General features: G+C 44.8%; 17 protein-coding genes and 1 pseudogene. 1 reads left to right on the top strand and 17 read right to left on the bottom strand.

Annotation, left to right across the window (positions count from 1 at the left end; translation table 11 throughout):
• Positions 1-15: 15 nt before the first annotated feature.
• The 4 genes and pseudogenes from I8U27_RS17290 to I8U27_RS17275 form a co-directional block, all read right to left on the bottom strand.
• A pseudogene (locus tag I8U27_RS17290) lies at positions 16-407 on the bottom strand (DsrE/DsrF/DrsH-like family protein).
• A gap of 13 nt (positions 408-420) precedes the next feature.
• On the bottom strand, positions 421-990 hold the full coding sequence (locus tag I8U27_RS17285) for a sulfurtransferase TusA family protein (RefSeq protein ID WP_181754148.1): 570 nt from the start codon (positions 988-990) through the stop codon (positions 421-423).
• A 13-nt stretch (positions 991-1003) separates the two neighbouring features.
• Positions 1004-1318 (bottom strand): rhodanese-like domain-containing protein, encoded by a 315-nt coding sequence (locus I8U27_RS17280; protein WP_181754147.1) that lies wholly within the window; start codon positions 1316-1318, stop codon positions 1004-1006.
• Positions 1319-1745: 427 nt separating this feature from the next.
• Positions 1746-2162, bottom strand: a complete 417-nt coding sequence (locus tag I8U27_RS17275) for a GNAT family N-acetyltransferase (protein ID WP_181754146.1) — start codon at positions 2160-2162, stop codon at positions 1746-1748.
• Between the two features lie 113 nt (positions 2163-2275).
• Between I8U27_RS17275 and I8U27_RS17270 the strand changes: the two genes are divergently transcribed.
• Entirely contained in the window at positions 2276-3652 is a 1377-nt protein-coding gene (locus I8U27_RS17270; RefSeq protein ID WP_181754145.1) for an aminotransferase-like domain-containing protein, read from the top strand.
• Between the two features lie 50 nt (positions 3653-3702).
• On the opposite strand, the gene I8U27_RS17265 is transcribed toward I8U27_RS17270, so the two are convergent.
• From I8U27_RS17265 to hisC, 13 genes are all read right to left on the bottom strand, one after another.
• The gene (locus I8U27_RS17265; protein WP_181754144.1) at positions 3703-4500 is read right to left on the bottom strand and encodes a sporulation protein YpjB; all 798 of its coding nucleotides are present in this window, start codon (positions 4498-4500) and stop codon (positions 3703-3705) included.
• Between the two features lie 93 nt (positions 4501-4593).
• Positions 4594-5241, bottom strand: a complete 648-nt coding sequence (locus tag I8U27_RS17260; RefSeq protein WP_181754143.1) for a DUF1405 domain-containing protein — start codon at positions 5239-5241, stop codon at positions 4594-4596.
• A 75-nt stretch (positions 5242-5316) separates the two neighbouring features.
• Positions 5317-6105, bottom strand: coding sequence for a menaquinol-cytochrome c reductase cytochrome b/c subunit (locus I8U27_RS17255; protein WP_232345614.1), 789 nt, complete (start codon positions 6103-6105; stop codon positions 5317-5319).
• 27 nt (positions 6106-6132) lie between these two features.
• A complete protein-coding gene (gene qcrB, locus I8U27_RS17250; RefSeq protein WP_181754141.1) occupies positions 6133-6804 on the bottom strand; it encodes a menaquinol-cytochrome c reductase cytochrome b subunit in 672 nt (223 codons plus the stop codon).
• A gap of 26 nt (positions 6805-6830) precedes the next feature.
• Positions 6831-7331 carry a QcrA and Rieske domain-containing protein gene (locus I8U27_RS17245; protein WP_309506176.1) on the bottom strand — a complete coding sequence of 167 codons (501 nt, stop codon included), beginning with the start codon at positions 7329-7331 and terminating at the stop codon, positions 6831-6833.
• A 173-nt stretch (positions 7332-7504) separates the two neighbouring features.
• The gene (locus I8U27_RS17240; RefSeq protein ID WP_181754137.1) at positions 7505-7963 is read right to left on the bottom strand and encodes a DUF2487 family protein; all 459 of its coding nucleotides are present in this window, start codon (positions 7961-7963) and stop codon (positions 7505-7507) included.
• Between the two features lie 58 nt (positions 7964-8021).
• Entirely contained in the window at positions 8022-8573 is a 552-nt protein-coding gene (locus I8U27_RS17235; protein ID WP_181754135.1) for a ReoY family proteolytic degradation factor, read from the bottom strand.
• Positions 8574-8709: 136 nt separating this feature from the next.
• On the bottom strand, positions 8710-9831 hold the full coding sequence (locus I8U27_RS17230; protein WP_181754133.1) for a hypothetical protein: 1122 nt from the start codon (positions 9829-9831) through the stop codon (positions 8710-8712).
• Between the two features lie 177 nt (positions 9832-10008).
• A complete protein-coding gene (locus tag I8U27_RS17225) occupies positions 10009-10662 on the bottom strand; it encodes a DUF4272 domain-containing protein (RefSeq protein WP_181754131.1) in 654 nt (217 codons plus the stop codon).
• A gap of 134 nt (positions 10663-10796) precedes the next feature.
• Positions 10797-11291 (bottom strand): hypothetical protein, encoded by a 495-nt coding sequence (locus I8U27_RS17220; RefSeq protein ID WP_181754129.1) that lies wholly within the window; start codon positions 11289-11291, stop codon positions 10797-10799.
• Between the two features lie 172 nt (positions 11292-11463).
• Positions 11464-12762: a 3-phosphoshikimate 1-carboxyvinyltransferase gene (gene aroA / locus I8U27_RS17215; RefSeq protein WP_181754127.1), complete on the bottom strand. Its 1299-nt coding sequence runs from the start codon at positions 12760-12762 to the stop codon at positions 11464-11466.
• Complete coding sequence (locus tag I8U27_RS17210) at positions 12725-13882, bottom strand: prephenate dehydrogenase (protein ID WP_181754125.1); 1158 nt, start codon at positions 13880-13882, stop codon at positions 12725-12727. Before I8U27_RS17210 ends, aroA begins: the two co-directional genes overlap by 38 nt.
• The gene (gene hisC / locus I8U27_RS17205) at positions 13875-14984 is read right to left on the bottom strand and encodes a histidinol-phosphate transaminase (RefSeq protein ID WP_181754123.1); all 1110 of its coding nucleotides are present in this window, start codon (positions 14982-14984) and stop codon (positions 13875-13877) included. The genes I8U27_RS17210 and hisC overlap by 8 nt, the downstream gene beginning before the upstream one ends.
• Positions 14985-15012 lie beyond the last annotated feature (28 nt).

Here is a 15012-nt window from a genome sequence, read left to right as displayed (position 1 = left end):
ATAAACACCTCCTCATCAGAATGTGAGTGTGACATCGGCATCTTGGGCAAAATTCACGTGGCTGCCCCGCCAACGTCGACTCCGTCTACAAACTCTTCCTTTTTCAAACTCATAACATCCATGGTCATTTGACAAGCGATCAGCTTTACATTCATTTCCTGTGCAAGTTGCACCAATTCAGGAATGGAAGGAACATTGGCTTTTTTAAATCGATCCATGTAATGCTCTCTGCCTGTAGGGACTGGCAATTGCTGATGGGCTTGCTTATGAATCAGATTTAATCCTTCAAAGGTGAAGAAAATAGCTACTTCTGCATCTGCAGCGGCCGCAGCCGTAGCAATATTAAACACTTTATAGGCATCGAACAAACCACCATTGCTTGCGATAATCGCAACTTTTCTACTCATCCAATATTCCTCCTTATTTTTCCTGATCGACTGGTCCTGTCCACTTATACATGCCAGGAACGACATTGATCACATTTGTAAATCCATGTTTGGTTAATTGTTGAGCAGCCATGTCGCTTCGGGTGCCTGTGCGACAAACGACATAAATGGGTTGATCCTTTGGGATTTCATTCATTCGCTCTTCCAATTCACCAAATGGAATCGAACAAGCGCCAGGAATATGTCCAAAAGCGTACTCGGCTGGTTCACGAACATCTAATAAAAGAAATCCTTCGTCACTATCCAGCATTTTTAATAGTTCCTCGTTTTGAACGACATGTGGATACTTCCGCTCTTGTAATTCGGACTCACTAGCTTTTCGTAAATAATGCTTTAATACCTCTCCTTCTTGTTTCGTACCCAAGTATTGATGCCCCGTGCTTTTGGCCCAGCCCTGAATATCCGCCAGAGATCCGGGATCCGTCGCTTGGACTTCAATTACCTGACCGGGCTCCAGTTGATCCATTGTCTTTTTGGTACGAACAATGGGCATCGGGCAGGAAAGTCCTTTGCAATCTAGCTGAACATCCACTTTGATGGACATTTTCCATTCCTCCTTATTTATTGTGTCTTACCTTTTCCCAATCGAGCATCCCACCGACTATGTTTTTCACTTTAAACCCATGTTCTTGCAAAAGCTCACAGGCCCGCTCACTTCTGCCACCTGAACGGCAGACCATGATATATTCATTGCTTGGGTTCAGTTCATGCAGTCGATCGGCTAGAGTTCCCAAAGCAATATGTTTCGCTTCTGGGATTTTTCCTTCCGCTATTTCCTCTGCTTCTCGAACATCAATAATGTTCAGTTTCTCTCCTTTTTGAAGTCGATGTTCCACTTCTTGCGGTGTAATGGTTGGAATGGTTTTTTTCATGAAAAACTCCCTCCTTTCTTGTCGATATTAAAGTTTGCAAAGGAAGGGGTTCCTATACATATACCAGTATAGGTATATGTAGGCGGTAAAAAAATACCAACCTGAATCGGTAGTTTGGTTGATATACATATACGCCTATGGGTATAATACAAAAGGAAATGCTTTTTGTCAACATCACTGGGCCATTCATTTGAAACTGATGAGATGAAAAAGGCATTTGAGGAGAATGGATTCAAAATTGTCAACTCCACTTATCCAACAGAGCAACATTACATCACCGTCGCACAAAAATAACAAAAGGCAGGTGCAGCGATTTTTCGATGGACTGTCCCGGCAGGTTGTCTCTACTTGGGACAGTCCCCTTTTCTGCCGCTTATTTATCCATTTCGGAACAAGTCGGCGGTTTCAAGCAGGTTCATTATCAAGCTTATATTTTTGCGTACCTTCTGCCCATCATTTCTTTTCGTTCAAAACCATACTGTTCATAGAGGCCGTGCGCATCACGAGTCCCCAATGTCATATGGGTATGACGTACGCCTGGATGCTCCACCAGAAATTGCATCATCCATTTACCTAATCCTTTCCCCCGATGGTCCGGATGAACGATCACATCACACACCCACGAAAATGTAGCGTAATCCGTAACCACCCGCATAAATCCGACTTGTCCTGATTCTCCGTAAATACCGACACATAGCGAATTTTCAATGCTCTTTTCAATGGTTTCTTTTGTGCGGCCAGCAGCCCAATAGCTCGTTTGCAGCAGGGTATAAATAGTATCCAACTCTAATTGATCCTTGCAATCACTGATCCGATACGGGAGATATTCGTGTTTCCACTCCATCTGTATCCCTCCAGAAACTCTTATATTTTTGATTTTTTATAGTATAATGGATACAGATGGAGGTTAAAAGATTTATATTATTAAACTGTATGGGTACAGATCAAGGAGAACCTATGAATAAATACGAAATCGTCAAGGGATACATAAAAGAGCAGCTTCATTCCGGAAAGATCAAACCTGGTGGCAAGCTGCCATCTATAAGGGAAATATCGATTCAATTCTCATGCAGCAAAAACACGGCAATTCGAGCTTATCATGATCTTGAGAAAGAACACCTGATCTATTCTGTGCCTAAAAGCGGCTACTATGCTGTACTTCGTGCGTCTACCATGAACCTCCAACCACCCGGACTGATCGATTTTTCCTCTGCCAGCCCGGACCCCGATGTTATGCCGTATGAAGATTTTCAGCATTGCCTGAACCGTGCCATTGAGCTGTATCAAGACCAGCTATTTTCATATTCTGACCCGCAGGGTTTCTTTTCCCTTCGAAAGGAGCTTAGTAAGCATTTAGCGATATCGCAAGTGTTTACACGGCCGGAGCAAATATGTATGGTTTCCGGTGCCCAACAAGCGCTTCATCTGTTGACCGTCATGCCTTTCCCAAACGGCAAAAGCACTATCCTTGTGGAACAGCCTGCTTATTATGGCATGATTCGGTCCATTGAACTGCTTGGAGTTCGTGCAGTCGGCATTAGACGAACAAAAGAGGGCATTGATCTAAAGGAGCTGGAAAGACATTTCCGCAGCAATCATATCAAGTTTTTTTATACGGTTCCCCGATTCCATAATCCCCTTGGAACCAGCTTTAGTCAGGAACAAAAAAAACAGATCGCCCGACTGGCTGAAAAATACGATGTTTATATTGTAGAAGATGATTATTTGGCTGATTTGGAAATGGACCGTAAAGCAGACCCCATTTACAGTTACGATCCATCGGGACATACGATATATATCAAGAGCTTTTCCAAAGTCATGCTGCCCGGTCTCAGACTGGCAGCTGCTGTCTTGCCGCAATCACTGATCGAAACGTTCCGTATGTTTAAATCTTCCTGTGATTTAAGCTCAACAGCATTATCCCAGGCGGCGCTTGAAATCTTTTTGAACTGTGGAATGTTTAACCGGCACACTGAGTATATGCGTAATCGTTACCATAAACGCATGGAAATATTACGAAACGCATGCAATCAATGGCTGCCCTCAGAACTTAGCGTTCACGTCCCGGAAGGCGGCATCTTCTCGCGAATGGTACTGCCTGATCAGCTGCCTGCAATTGATCTGGCAGCAACTCTCAAACAACAAAACGTCCTTGTTGTTCCGACAAATCGCAGTTTTTTGAAAACATTTCCAAAAGAGAACGGCCTTAGAATCAGCATCATTCACACTAATGAAGCACAAATTGAATCCGGAATTCGTCTGATCGGTGAAGCAGCTGAACAACTGCTATCCAGAACAACACCTGAGACAGTTTCAGTGATTGATTGGGTTTAAATGTACAAAAAAGCATTTTAAACCATGGTTTGTTTCAACCTTACGAGCTTTTATACAACTCCCCGCATGGCCCGGTATTTTCGCCAGCTGACATATGACAGCACCATAACGATCAAACCGCTTACCCACAACGTTATCGTATAAAGAGACACTTCTTCTAATGGTCCGGAAACTGCCGTCACATCTTTTTCCGATCCAAAGAAAAGCGGCTGGAGGAGCGCTTCCAGCTGTTTCACACTGGATTGGAGTTTTTTAAGATCTTCCTGCTTTCGGATAAAAGTGACCAGTGAATCTACCTTTTGTACTGTATGCGGGCTTTTTGATACAATCAATGCGGGACGGACCATCTGGTAGTCATCATACATTTGATCGATCGCTTTTTGAACGGATGACCGGTTGTTATGCCGGATCTCTTCCTGAATTTGCCCAACATCTTGTTTAAGCGGACTGTAATACTGTTGCCATAGAGGTTGATGCGAATGTGAAACAGCGTCAAAAGCGATCTGTAAGCGAGTGGCTGAATAAACCATCTTTCCTTCATCCGGAATAACCTGATTTAAATTGCGCTCCATATCTATGATCACATCTGATAAGACATGAATACCTTCAACACTCAGATTTTTATCTGATAAATCGGATTTTGAAAATTGCCTGGCCAATATAGACAATTGAGACCTCGCTCCTAATAAATCTTTTTTCTCGACCAACCTCACAATTTGATTCGCCGTATGAGACCATTTCTCACTTTCCTGTTGAAATTCTTCACTTGCCTCCGCCCTGGGAAGATTCATAAAAATGGGCATGAGACAACATAGAAAAATCCCCCGTTTTATCCATTTATTCTTCAAGAGATCCGCTCCTCCTTTCCCCCTGTCAAGCTTTGTTAGTACAAGTCTATTCAGGTTGTCCTCACAGATATGTCTGCAAACAAAAAAAGCCGGCTATTTTCCGGCTTCAAATAGTAGAGAATATGCCCATTTCCTTTTTGAGGTTTTTCGCATGGCAAGAATGGCAAAGAGCATGATCGTGGTAAAGCTGAGAATAAGCGTAAAGATACCTACAATATGATCATAGGGCTCCAGTGTCGGTGCCAACCAGGGATGAATATCCAATCCGTAATCCAGCACATCATTGAGCAGAGTCCACGCAGCGACAATAAGGATTTCCCTGTTTTGATAGGTATAGAAAGGGGAATAAAGAACCGCCTGTGCCGCCATTCCCAGATGAGAGAAGATCAGCATCCAATGTTCCCAGGCCAGTACATCTAAGAAAGGTCCAGGATCCAGGAGCGCACCCCAAATAATCATAACAACAGCCCAGATTCCATATTTAAACAGGGTTATAGATGCAAATGCTTCCAGCAGGGGGCTTCTTCGCGAAAATAAATAAAGCAAAAGCAACAACGTAAAAAAAGCACTGGCAGTTGGGCTGTCAGGGACAAAAATGATTAATTCCGGGTCCGTGACAGACAGTTGATTTTTATACCAATAAAAGCCGTAGATAGAACCGAGGAAGTTAATTGCAAACAAAACCCATAAAAACCAGCGGCGATCCAATAGAGCAAGAAATTGTTGCCACCAGCCGCGCACTACCGCTCCACCTTCTTTCGTTTATGTAAAAACCTGGTTGCACCTTAGCAACCAGGTTCGTTCGTTAAGTACTTATTATTTTTGCTTCTGTTTCATCAACCAGTCAACCAGTACTTTCTTTTGCTGTTCGTTCCCCTGGAACATACCAGCCGGCATTGCGCCTCTTCCATCATCGATGATTTCGGTGATTTTCTCATGTGAAAGGCGGTTACCAACTCCGAGCAAACTTGGACCGTTTACACCTTGAAGCTGGTCGCCGTGACAGCGGATACAGGCGTTTTGTTGATAGATGCTGTACCCTTCATCATCTTGAGCCATCACTTTTGTATTTTGCGGCTTTTCACCAGGGTTGGATTCCATTTGCGTTTCGTGCTCAACCTCAGCTGCCCAGGTAAGCGCGGCAACTGAGATGAGTGAGAGAATCATGATCCCTGTTGTCACTGGACGCCTGAGAGGACGGCGCTCTTTACTGCGGTCCAGCCATGGGGCCAACATCAAAGCCGTGAAAGCAATCCCGGGAAGGATTACCGTACCAATTACCACAAATGGACCAGACGCCCATTTGTATTTCAGCAACTGGTAAAGAAAGAGGAAATACCAGTCGGGTACCGGTAAGAAACTGGTGTTAGTCGGGTCAGCAATTTCCCCCAGTGGTGGTTCCTCCGCCATGACCAGCGTCATAAAACCAACGAGGAAAACAACTGCAACCATCCATTCTTTTAGAAGGAAGTCAGGAAAGAATGCCTCATTTTTACCCGGAAACTCAGAATAGTCCTTGGGGTACATCTTTGGGCGGCCAGCACGAACGCGCGAGTCTCCCACATAGTGGACCTGTGTATGGTTTCCGTCTTCATTATGTGCCAAGTGGATCTCCCTCCTCACGCGTAGACCTTATAGTGGGCCTGAAATACCCTGGCGACGAATTAAGATAAAGTGGGCACCCAGTAACCCCAGCAGAGCCGCAGGCAGGAAGAACACGTGAAGAGCGAAGAAACGCGCAAGCGTTTGGGCCCCTACAATATCTCCCCCCTGTAGGAAACTGGCGATATAAGGTCCAATAACAGGGACAGAAGCAGCGATTTCAACCCCTACCTTGGTCGCAAAGTAAGCCTTGTTGTCCCAGGGCAGCAGATAACCTGTGAAGCCAAGACCTAACATCACAAAGAAGATTAGCATACCCACTACCCAGTTAAATTCGCGCGGGTGTTTGTATGAGCCTGTAAAGAATACCCGCAAGGTATGCAAGAACAGCATCACAATGGCCACACTCGCTCCCCAGTGGTGCATTCCCCGTACAATGGCGCCCATAGCCAGTTCATTTTGTAAGTAATCCACACTCGAGTGAGCGTTTACAATGTCTGGAACATAGTACATCGCCAGAAACATGCCAGAAAGAATCTGAATAACAACAACAAAAAAGGTCAGTCCACCAAAGCAATAGATAAATGCTGAGAAATGGTGGGCAGGATTCACATGTTCCGGCACTTCGTGGTCAGCGACATCCCGCCAAAGAGGCGTAATATCCAGACGTTCATCCACCCAGTCGTAAATGGTGCGCAGCACTTAGCTACACCTCCGATCACTGCACATTATACTTTCTCTAATGGTCCAATCAACAGCCTGCCGTTTTTGATCTGTGTCTTATACTTGTCTAACGGCTTCGCTGGCGGAGTACCGGGAACATTGGTTCCATCCTTGTAATATCGCCCAAAATGGCAAGGACAGAAAAACTCATTTTTAAATTGTGGATTGCTATTCCAGTTTACGGTACAACCCAAATGCTTGCATATGGGTGAAAGAGCAACAACTTTTCCATTATTGTCTTTATACACCCACGCTGTTTTGGTTTCCCCTTTTGGCGGTTCATACCATCCGTCTTTGACGTGTACTGTAAACTGAACCGCTTTCGGACTATTGGTCAGCTCCGCCTCAGTCATCGTCGTTTCGACGAATCCCCCGCTGTCCCCCTTTTTGAGGACGGGATCGATGGCAAAGCGAACCATCGGGAAAAGCATCCCGGAAGCGAGAAAACCAGCTGTCCCGCCAAGTGTGTAAGTCAAAAATTGACGGCGGGAAAGTTTCTTACTCACGACTGTCCGACCTCCTTCTATACGGCTTAACCGTCCACCCGGACCGGAACCCTTCATTTGCTAGGACAAATATTCTTTTTACTAGGACATATACATGATAGCGAAAGCATTCCATAAAAGTCAAGAAAATGCCTGTGACTATAAGACGACATTCTTAATATTGTAATTAACAATTAAGATGTGTTTTGCCACATATTGACAACTTTTTGGTAAAGAACCTCTGCTCTTTGTTCAATTTGCTCTTCGGTGCTATTTTCCCCAAAGTCAAGGGAATAACATAAAAGTTGTACAGCATCCGTTTGTATTTCCAAATTTCCACATAAGGATGCATGTCTTTCATCCGTGATTAAAATAAGGTGATAAAATCCTGACCGGGATAACTGGCCAATCACCTCGTTTAAATAGGACAGAAACACTTTTTCATCTTTACTTGTATAGGTGATGGCCGGAAGTAAAAGAAGCCTTCCCGTCAACTTTTTTTCCAGCAAGCGTGCCACCCGTTCAACTGACCTTCCCTGCTGGTCCAGGATCTGTTTCTCCTCGATATGTATGGAGTAAACCGGAAGACACAGCGTGTCTATGTACGGTGCATTTTGACGCCATTCACTGATTTCCAGTGTCGAAAGCCGCATCTGCTTCCCCTTCTTTCCATATTAAAATGCTCGGCTTCTGCCGAGCATTATATCTTAATTATTTTCTTGATTCTAGTATTTTAATCCATTGTTCGCTGAGCTGTAAAAATGTTTGTTCATCCCGTACTGCCAACGCGTCGTCGATTCGTCTGTATAACTCATGCTGTCTGAATTCTTCTACCGCTTGGTCAAGAAGCATCTCCGCGAACAGACTGAGCAAATGGTCTTGCGCCAAGTCATGTTTTTCCATGGGATTAACCTCCAATACAGCGGCATACTCGGGACACGTTGCCCGGTCCTTAAAATACAGCCCAATATATAAATCTTCGTGTGGATAGGAACGAATATCATAAAAGGCGGTTTCTACATCGGCACCAACACGCTTGTTCTTTGTAAACTTAAACGGTGTCATATTACTGCACTTTGTGGAAAGGATCATCGATTTTGATACATAACGGACATTATCGACAAAATGGAGTTTTTGCAAAAGCTGATCATTTGAGGACAGATAACTGAGCAGCCAGGCTGCTTCTTTTTTTTGCAATTCATACCGATTTAAAAACCATCCGATAAATTCTTTTTTCTCAGAGATGGACACACTCTTGTTCATGATCCTTCCCCCCGGAACTATGCATGAATATTGTGTCTATTTTGTTTTAGTATACGCAAAAACATTTTTCGTTCCATCAGCGGGAGTATCGTTTCTGCGTATATATTTATTCTACTCAAACATGTGTTTTTCCTGCTTAACTGCTTGTTTTGATAAATCCGTCCTCGATCACCTGTTCACGGAAAGCCGAAATGCCCTGCATCCATTTCAAACCGGATTCCGTCAATGTCAGATAATGCTGTTCCCCTTCAATCCCCGTTCGCAGCACTCCTAAGTGCAACATCATCTGGATGATACGCTGAAATAAGGATTGTTCCGTTTCATAGTAATAGGGGGATATCCATTCTCCAACAGCTTCATAAACCAACTCTGCCGGGATCCAACCGGGGTAACTTAGCAATCCGATCAAGCGGATGATCATGGGTAAATGGGGAATCGGTCTCCGATAAAGACGGATCCAAAACCGATAAAGATCTTTAGCCTCTTGGATATCTTTATGTTTTATTTTCCCGAAACCAGATTCTGTTAAACTTAGATACCCTTCTTCCTCTTCAATAAAATAACCTTTATAAAAAGCGTAATCATACAAAAGAGAAAACCGGTCAGGATAAAGATGATACTTGCGCCCGAACCCAAATCTGGGACCTTTTTGGCAGATAGGCTCCTCAGGAATATGAAAACTTTTAAATAACTGCCTTTGCTGTTGCTTGTAAATCGATCCGTCATTAGTCACTCTGACTACTTCCCTGCCAATAAAGTTGAGAAAATGATGGAGATCCTCCAGCATTTGTTTCTCTTCATCACGGTAAAAACCGGGCGTTTCCCTTAAAATGCGGAGCGGATCGCGAAAAGGTTCGATCAACAGCTGAATCATTTGCTCTTTCGTGTCGGAGGGCATATGGTACAAGTATTGAGTACGGTGGGAATATCCTGAAAATAACCATCCCCTTTTCATCGCCTCAACAATCAGGGTACGGGGTTCTCCATTTGCTCCGTTTAACGCTGCTCTGCCCTTTGCCAGCAACTCTTCCATTGTATAGGACATACTTGTATCAAGCACGATCAGTTGCAAGAAACGTTTGGTTTCGGGAGGCAATTCCTCCATCATCCGCTTCAACTGCGACTTTTTTCCCATTTGCCTGAGTAAGGAGCATATCAGATCATGCTTTGAATGATGATTAGAATCACAACCATAGTAGCGATTCAGTTGTTTTAATTGGTCAATATCCGTATAAGTAAGCCAGTCAGCCATTCGCACCGTCTTTTCTTCCTCCCTAACTGATGTCATTACCCAGTTTGGTCTATTTAGAAGGAAGATAGACTTTTCTCTTGTAAATTTAGATAATCAGCGGCCAGCCAGCTTGTCCCATACCTCATCAGATCAGATGATGAAAAAAGACGGAGTCACTCCCCGCCGCTGATCAAAAGTGCTGGATTAGTCATCCCATTGGCTTATCAAACCACAGACCCAGTTTAACGCATGAATCCGCTCATATGTAATCAGCATATCAAATTGAAGATCCTCTTCGTTTGCAAAAGCTTCTACCTGATGGTTATAAATTTGAAAATGCTGTTCAAGCATATGTACAATCTCTTCAACCGGACGCAGCCGGGCTTGAGCAATAAATGTTTGAAGTGACTCACCAAGTTCTGGTAACACCTCGCCAAGCATGTTGCCATCACACCGTTCAATGGGTAAATCAAGCTCTTCAACCAGATTCATACTCCATAGCAAAGCTTGCAAGCCTTCTACCCGCCAAGTCAGCAAACTGGACTGTATCGCTTTCTGTTTCCATTTTTTCTCTGCCGGACTGAGATCTGAGATCGGCACTGTAAAAAAACTATGTTCTTGAGGGCTTAAGGAGTCCCACAGGCCCTCTTGAATTGCCCACTCCGTAACCTTCTCAGGTTCCTGGTAAAAGATAACTCCCAATAACAGATGAAGAGACAAGGCTCGTTTAGCTACATCTTCAGCTGAACGCAAATGAACTTCATTCTTTTCCGGGTAAACAGGGAAATTGTATATCATATTCACTCGTCCGCTATTCTGATCAATGGATATTTGTTTATTGGTATCAGAATCAGTCATATAATCGTTTCCTTTCTATTCGGGATTCTGCCATTATATCGAAAAATGATTAATTGTTCTACTCTTTTTGGGACACACGACTTATACCAATGAATAAACATATACAGAAAAACCTTCATATCCAAAAATCTATTCTATCTTTTTTGTTTTTGGCTGATAAACCTTCTCATGTCAGACTTTTTAGCCACATTCTTCTCATCTTTCACCCGGATCCCCCTGCCGAGAAGAAATAATCCCAAATAGACGATTACAAAATACGGATAGGAAAAGGATTGGCCGGGTGAAAATAGGGACACGAAGTCTCCAATTAAACGAAGCCAAACAGTAATGATGTCATTGAACAAAAAAAACACTGGCAAAAGCCATTGCAAGTGAATGATAAAAAATAAGGCTGCCGCTCTTATTGCAGAAAATTGATATACATGTTTTGCTGAAGAGCCAAGACCCAGATAAACAAAGCAAGTAATCATCCCAACAATCAGAACCGTCCATTCTTGCATCAATGCTGAAAGGTCATCCGTTGGAAACCAGATTGATATAAAAAATGGAAAAACCCACATTTTCAGAATGATGATCACAGATATAACAAACAATGTCTCAAGTCCGAGCCTCCAATAGCGCAGATCCATCCATACCCCTCCTCATCAGAGGTTTATGAATTTGTCCACAAAAAAAGAACCGCTCGATTCCGAGCGGCTTGCACACAGGACGTACAATATTGGATAGGAGTGGAGAGAAACCATACTGTAATTTCTATTATACGAAAGCCAGTAGACAAGGTCAACAGGTTTTTCCTAATTTTCAGATTTGACCGCATTTTATTTTTTCAATAAAATTTGAGAACCCTGGAAAAGAAATATCAATCGCTTCCGATCCTTCTACGCAAACTTCAGCAGCTGCCCCGAGTCCGGCAATGACCATCGCCATCCCGATACGGTGGTCTCCGCGGCTCTGGCATACCCCTCCTTTAAGCGGAGTGGGTCCGGAAATAATCAGTCCATCATCGGTCTCCTCAACATGAGCCCCTAACTTTCTCAATTCTTGGGCGGTTGTGGAAATCCGATTGGTTTCCTTTACTTTGAGTTCAGCTGCATCACGAATGACTGTTTCCCCGGCAGCTTGAGTTGCCACTACAGCCAGGACCGGAATCTCATCAATCAGCCGTGGAATCAACTTTCCTCCGATCTCAATCCCCTTTAACTCATCAGCCTGAACAGTTACTCTTCCCACTGGCTCATTACACCACATGCCGGTTTGTTCAACCGCCACTTCCGCTCCCATCATGTGAAAGGCGTCAAGGATTCCTGTTCGTGTGGGGTTTAGTCCTACATCATCAATAGTTACGCGGCTTCCCGGCACCATCAGTGCTGCTGCTAACAGGAAGGCAGCTGATGAAATATCTCCCGGTACCTTTACTTGAGTGCCGGCAAGGGATTGTCCACCCTGAACAGAGACCTCCCCCTCCGATGTACGTACATGAACCCCGAATGCCGGCAGCATCCGCTCGGTGTGATCACGGGATCGTGAGGGCTCACGTACCGCAGTCACACCATCAGCCGAAAGACCCGCCAAAAGTAAACATGACTTTACCTGGGCACTGGCAACAGGGCTTTCATATGTGAGTCCCGTTAGCTTTGCTCCCCGAATCGCCAAAGGAGTAAATCTCCCCTCCTGGCGCCCGTAGATCTGTGCCCCCATTTCTCTTAAAGGGTTGACAACTCGTCCCATCGGCCTGCGGGCAATTGAATCATCCCCGACTACCGTACTAAAAAAAGAGGTTCCGGCCAGGATTCCTAACAGAAGACGAATGGTTGTTCCGGAATTCCCGACATCCAGCGGCTGAACAGGTTCCCGGAGCCCGTCAAAACCTCTCCCCAGAATGCGGACCGAGGTTTCCGAATCCCTTTCAATATCCACTCCCATCTGCCTGAAAGCAGAGATGGTACTTAAACAATCAGCTCCTGGTAAAAAGCCTTCTACAAGGGTTTCACCACGGGCAATGGCCCCAAACATAATGGAGCGGTGTGAAATCGACTTGTCTCCGGGTACGCGAAATGTACAATCAAACGGTTTGGGACGGGATACGCGAATGGTACTCATGTTTGTTGCTCCTATCTTCATCGTCTGCAAATACAATGTAACCCGCTTTTCGCAGGCAGATCACGGCATTCATAAAATCTTCATATCGTTTAAAGGAGAGTTGAAGCACCCCGGGGGTATCTTCACGATTCTCCATCACACCGATGTTACTTAAGTTAATTTGTTCGTTTCCCAATAAGGTGGCTATTTTGGCAATCACTCCGGGCCGGTCGGGAACGTCGATATAACACTCATATCTGGGGGAAAGAATCCCTTTTTTCTTATCCGGTAATTGACTTCTTAATTTTTTGGACCGTTCAAACAAGTACTCGATTCGGCTGGCATCACATTCCGAAACGGCTGAGCGAAACTCCGACATCTGGGAGATCCAGTCATCCATCAGCCGGATCAACACCTCGCGGTTGGTGAGCAAAATATCCCTCCACATAATAGGGTGGCTGGCTCCAATCCGGGTCAAATCCCGGAACCCCCCTGCCGCCAGGCGATGAAACCATTCATTTGTTTCGTTATAATTTCCGACCTGATTAACAAGTCCAGCTGCAATAATATGAGGCAGATGGCTGATCGCTCCAACGATGCGATCATGATGCACCGGGTCCATAATGATCAGTTCCGCACGTGTAGCCAGGTGTAACAGCCGGCTTAGCCGCTGAACATCGGAGATGGAAATGTCGGGCTCCGGTGTTAACACATAATAGGCATTTTCAAAGAGCAATGACTGGGCTGCTTTCACCCCAGATCGATGCGACCCGGCCATTGGATGACCACCGATAAAAGTAATACCTCTTTCTTTTAATTTGCGGGCGTGCTCTACAATTTCTGATTTCGTACTGCCAACATCAGTAACGATACAACCCTGACGAAGGGGTAACTGGCACAGGCTGTCAATGGCTTGTTTAATTTTTCCCACGGGCAAAGCGATAATAATCACATCCGCTTCTTTAACCACAGAAGCCAGTTCAGTTGACCCTTCATCAATCGCTCCAATCAACTTGGCAAAATGCAAATCTTCGGCAGAAATATCAAAGCCGATCACATCGCTATCTGTTCGCTCTTTTAAACCAAGGGCAATAGAACCACCAATCAGGCCGACTCCCAAAATCGCTACGCGCTCAGGCATTGGCGTGGATCTTTCCTTTCTCCTTTAAAAACAAGGCATAAGCTTCTAAAAAACGGCTGTTTTGTTCCTCTGTACCTACAGAAACACGAATATAAGTGGGAAAACCAAGAGCCTGACCGGACCGGACAATAATACCCTGTCGTAACAGATAGTCAAAAGCTTCATTGGCGGGAAAGCCGGTATCAAACAAAATAAAATTTCCATGAGCCGGGAAATAGTGGAGTCCCCATTCGTCCAGCTTGTTCGTGATCTTCTTGATCCCCAGGCGGTTTTGGTTGCAGCAGTAGGTGACAAACGTTTGATCCTTGAGTGCCGCCAGTGCTGCTTGCTGGGCCAAACGGTTCACATTAAATGGCTCACGTACCCGGTTAAGTTCATTGATCACATCCGGGTGGCCGATTCCATAACCGACACGGAAAGCCGCTAAGCCGTAAATTTTAGAGAATGTCCTGAGTATGATGATTTGAGGGTTATAATCAAGCAGCGATAAGCTGTCCGGATAGGACGGATCTGTGACATATTCATAGTAAGCTTCATCTACTACAACGAGTACATGTTCAGGGAGTTGGTCCAAAAATTGGCTTAATGCCCCATGGGACACAATCGTCCCTGTCGGATTGTTGGGATTACAGACCCAAACGATTCGAGTTTTCGCGGTAACCGCTTGAGCCATCGCCTCCAGGTCGTGAGTCCCGTCTTTTAATGGCACCTTAACCGGAATGCCGCCTTCAATCCGGATGGCCGTTTCATAGCGCGGGAAGGTAAGATCGGCCATGACAGACTCAGCTCCCGGCTCTAAATAAGCCCGAGCAATCATCTGTACAATTTCATCGGAACCATTTCCCAGTATAATCCGGCGGGGATCTGCTTCCAGATGCTCGGCCAGCTTTTCACGAAGTTCAGGAGCTGTTCCTTCCGGATAAAGGTGAAAATGATCTTTTTCTTCCGCCAAAGCCGGCCAAACCTCGGAAGAACAGCCAAACGGGTTTTCATTGGAAGCTAATTTGATTACTTCGTCTAACCCCAATTCGCGCTTCACTTCTTCCAAAGGTTTCCCCGGTTGATATACAGCCAACCCCTGGATCGATGCTTTCGGTTTCATTTGCGCTGTCTCCTCCTACATCTTTTCC

This window comes from Paenactinomyces guangxiensis, from assembly GCF_016055185.1.
Taxonomy (GTDB): Bacteria; Bacillota; Bacilli; order Thermoactinomycetales; family Thermoactinomycetaceae; genus Paenactinomyces; species Paenactinomyces guangxiensis.
The sequence above is the reverse complement of the archived record's forward strand: the minus strand, read 5'-3'. Positions and strand labels throughout refer to the sequence as shown.

Bases quoted from the DNA above. Each gene is read 5' to 3' on its own strand.
- I8U27_RS17270 (WP_181754145.1), top strand. From the start codon at position 2,276: ATGAATAAATACGAAATCGTCAAGGGATACATAAAAGAGCAGCTTCAT.
- I8U27_RS17225 (WP_181754131.1), bottom strand. From the start codon at position 10,662: ATGACTGATTCTGATACCAATAAACAAATATCCATTGATCAGAATAGC.
- hisC (WP_181754123.1), bottom strand. From the start codon at position 14,984: ATGAAACCGAAAGCATCGATCCAGGGGTTGGCTGTATATCAACCGGGG.
- I8U27_RS17285 (WP_181754148.1), bottom strand. From the start codon at position 990: ATGTCCATCAAAGTGGATGTTCAGCTAGATTGCAAAGGACTTTCCTGC.
- I8U27_RS17235 (WP_181754135.1), bottom strand. From the start codon at position 8,573: ATGAACAAGAGTGTGTCCATCTCTGAGAAAAAAGAATTTATCGGATGG.
- I8U27_RS17220 (WP_181754129.1), bottom strand. From the start codon at position 11,291: ATGGATCTGCGCTATTGGAGGCTCGGACTTGAGACATTGTTTGTTATA.
- I8U27_RS17280 (WP_181754147.1), bottom strand. From the start codon at position 1,318: ATGAAAAAAACCATTCCAACCATTACACCGCAAGAAGTGGAACATCGA.
- aroA (WP_181754127.1), bottom strand. From the start codon at position 12,762: ATGAGTACCATTCGCGTATCCCGTCCCAAACCGTTTGATTGTACATTT.
- I8U27_RS17210 (WP_181754125.1), bottom strand. From the start codon at position 13,882: ATGCCTGAGCGCGTAGCGATTTTGGGAGTCGGCCTGATTGGTGGTTCT.
- I8U27_RS17275 (WP_181754146.1), bottom strand. From the start codon at position 2,162: ATGGAGTGGAAACACGAATATCTCCCGTATCGGATCAGTGATTGCAAG.
- I8U27_RS17240 (WP_181754137.1), bottom strand. From the start codon at position 7,963: ATGCGGCTTTCGACACTGGAAATCAGTGAATGGCGTCAAAATGCACCG.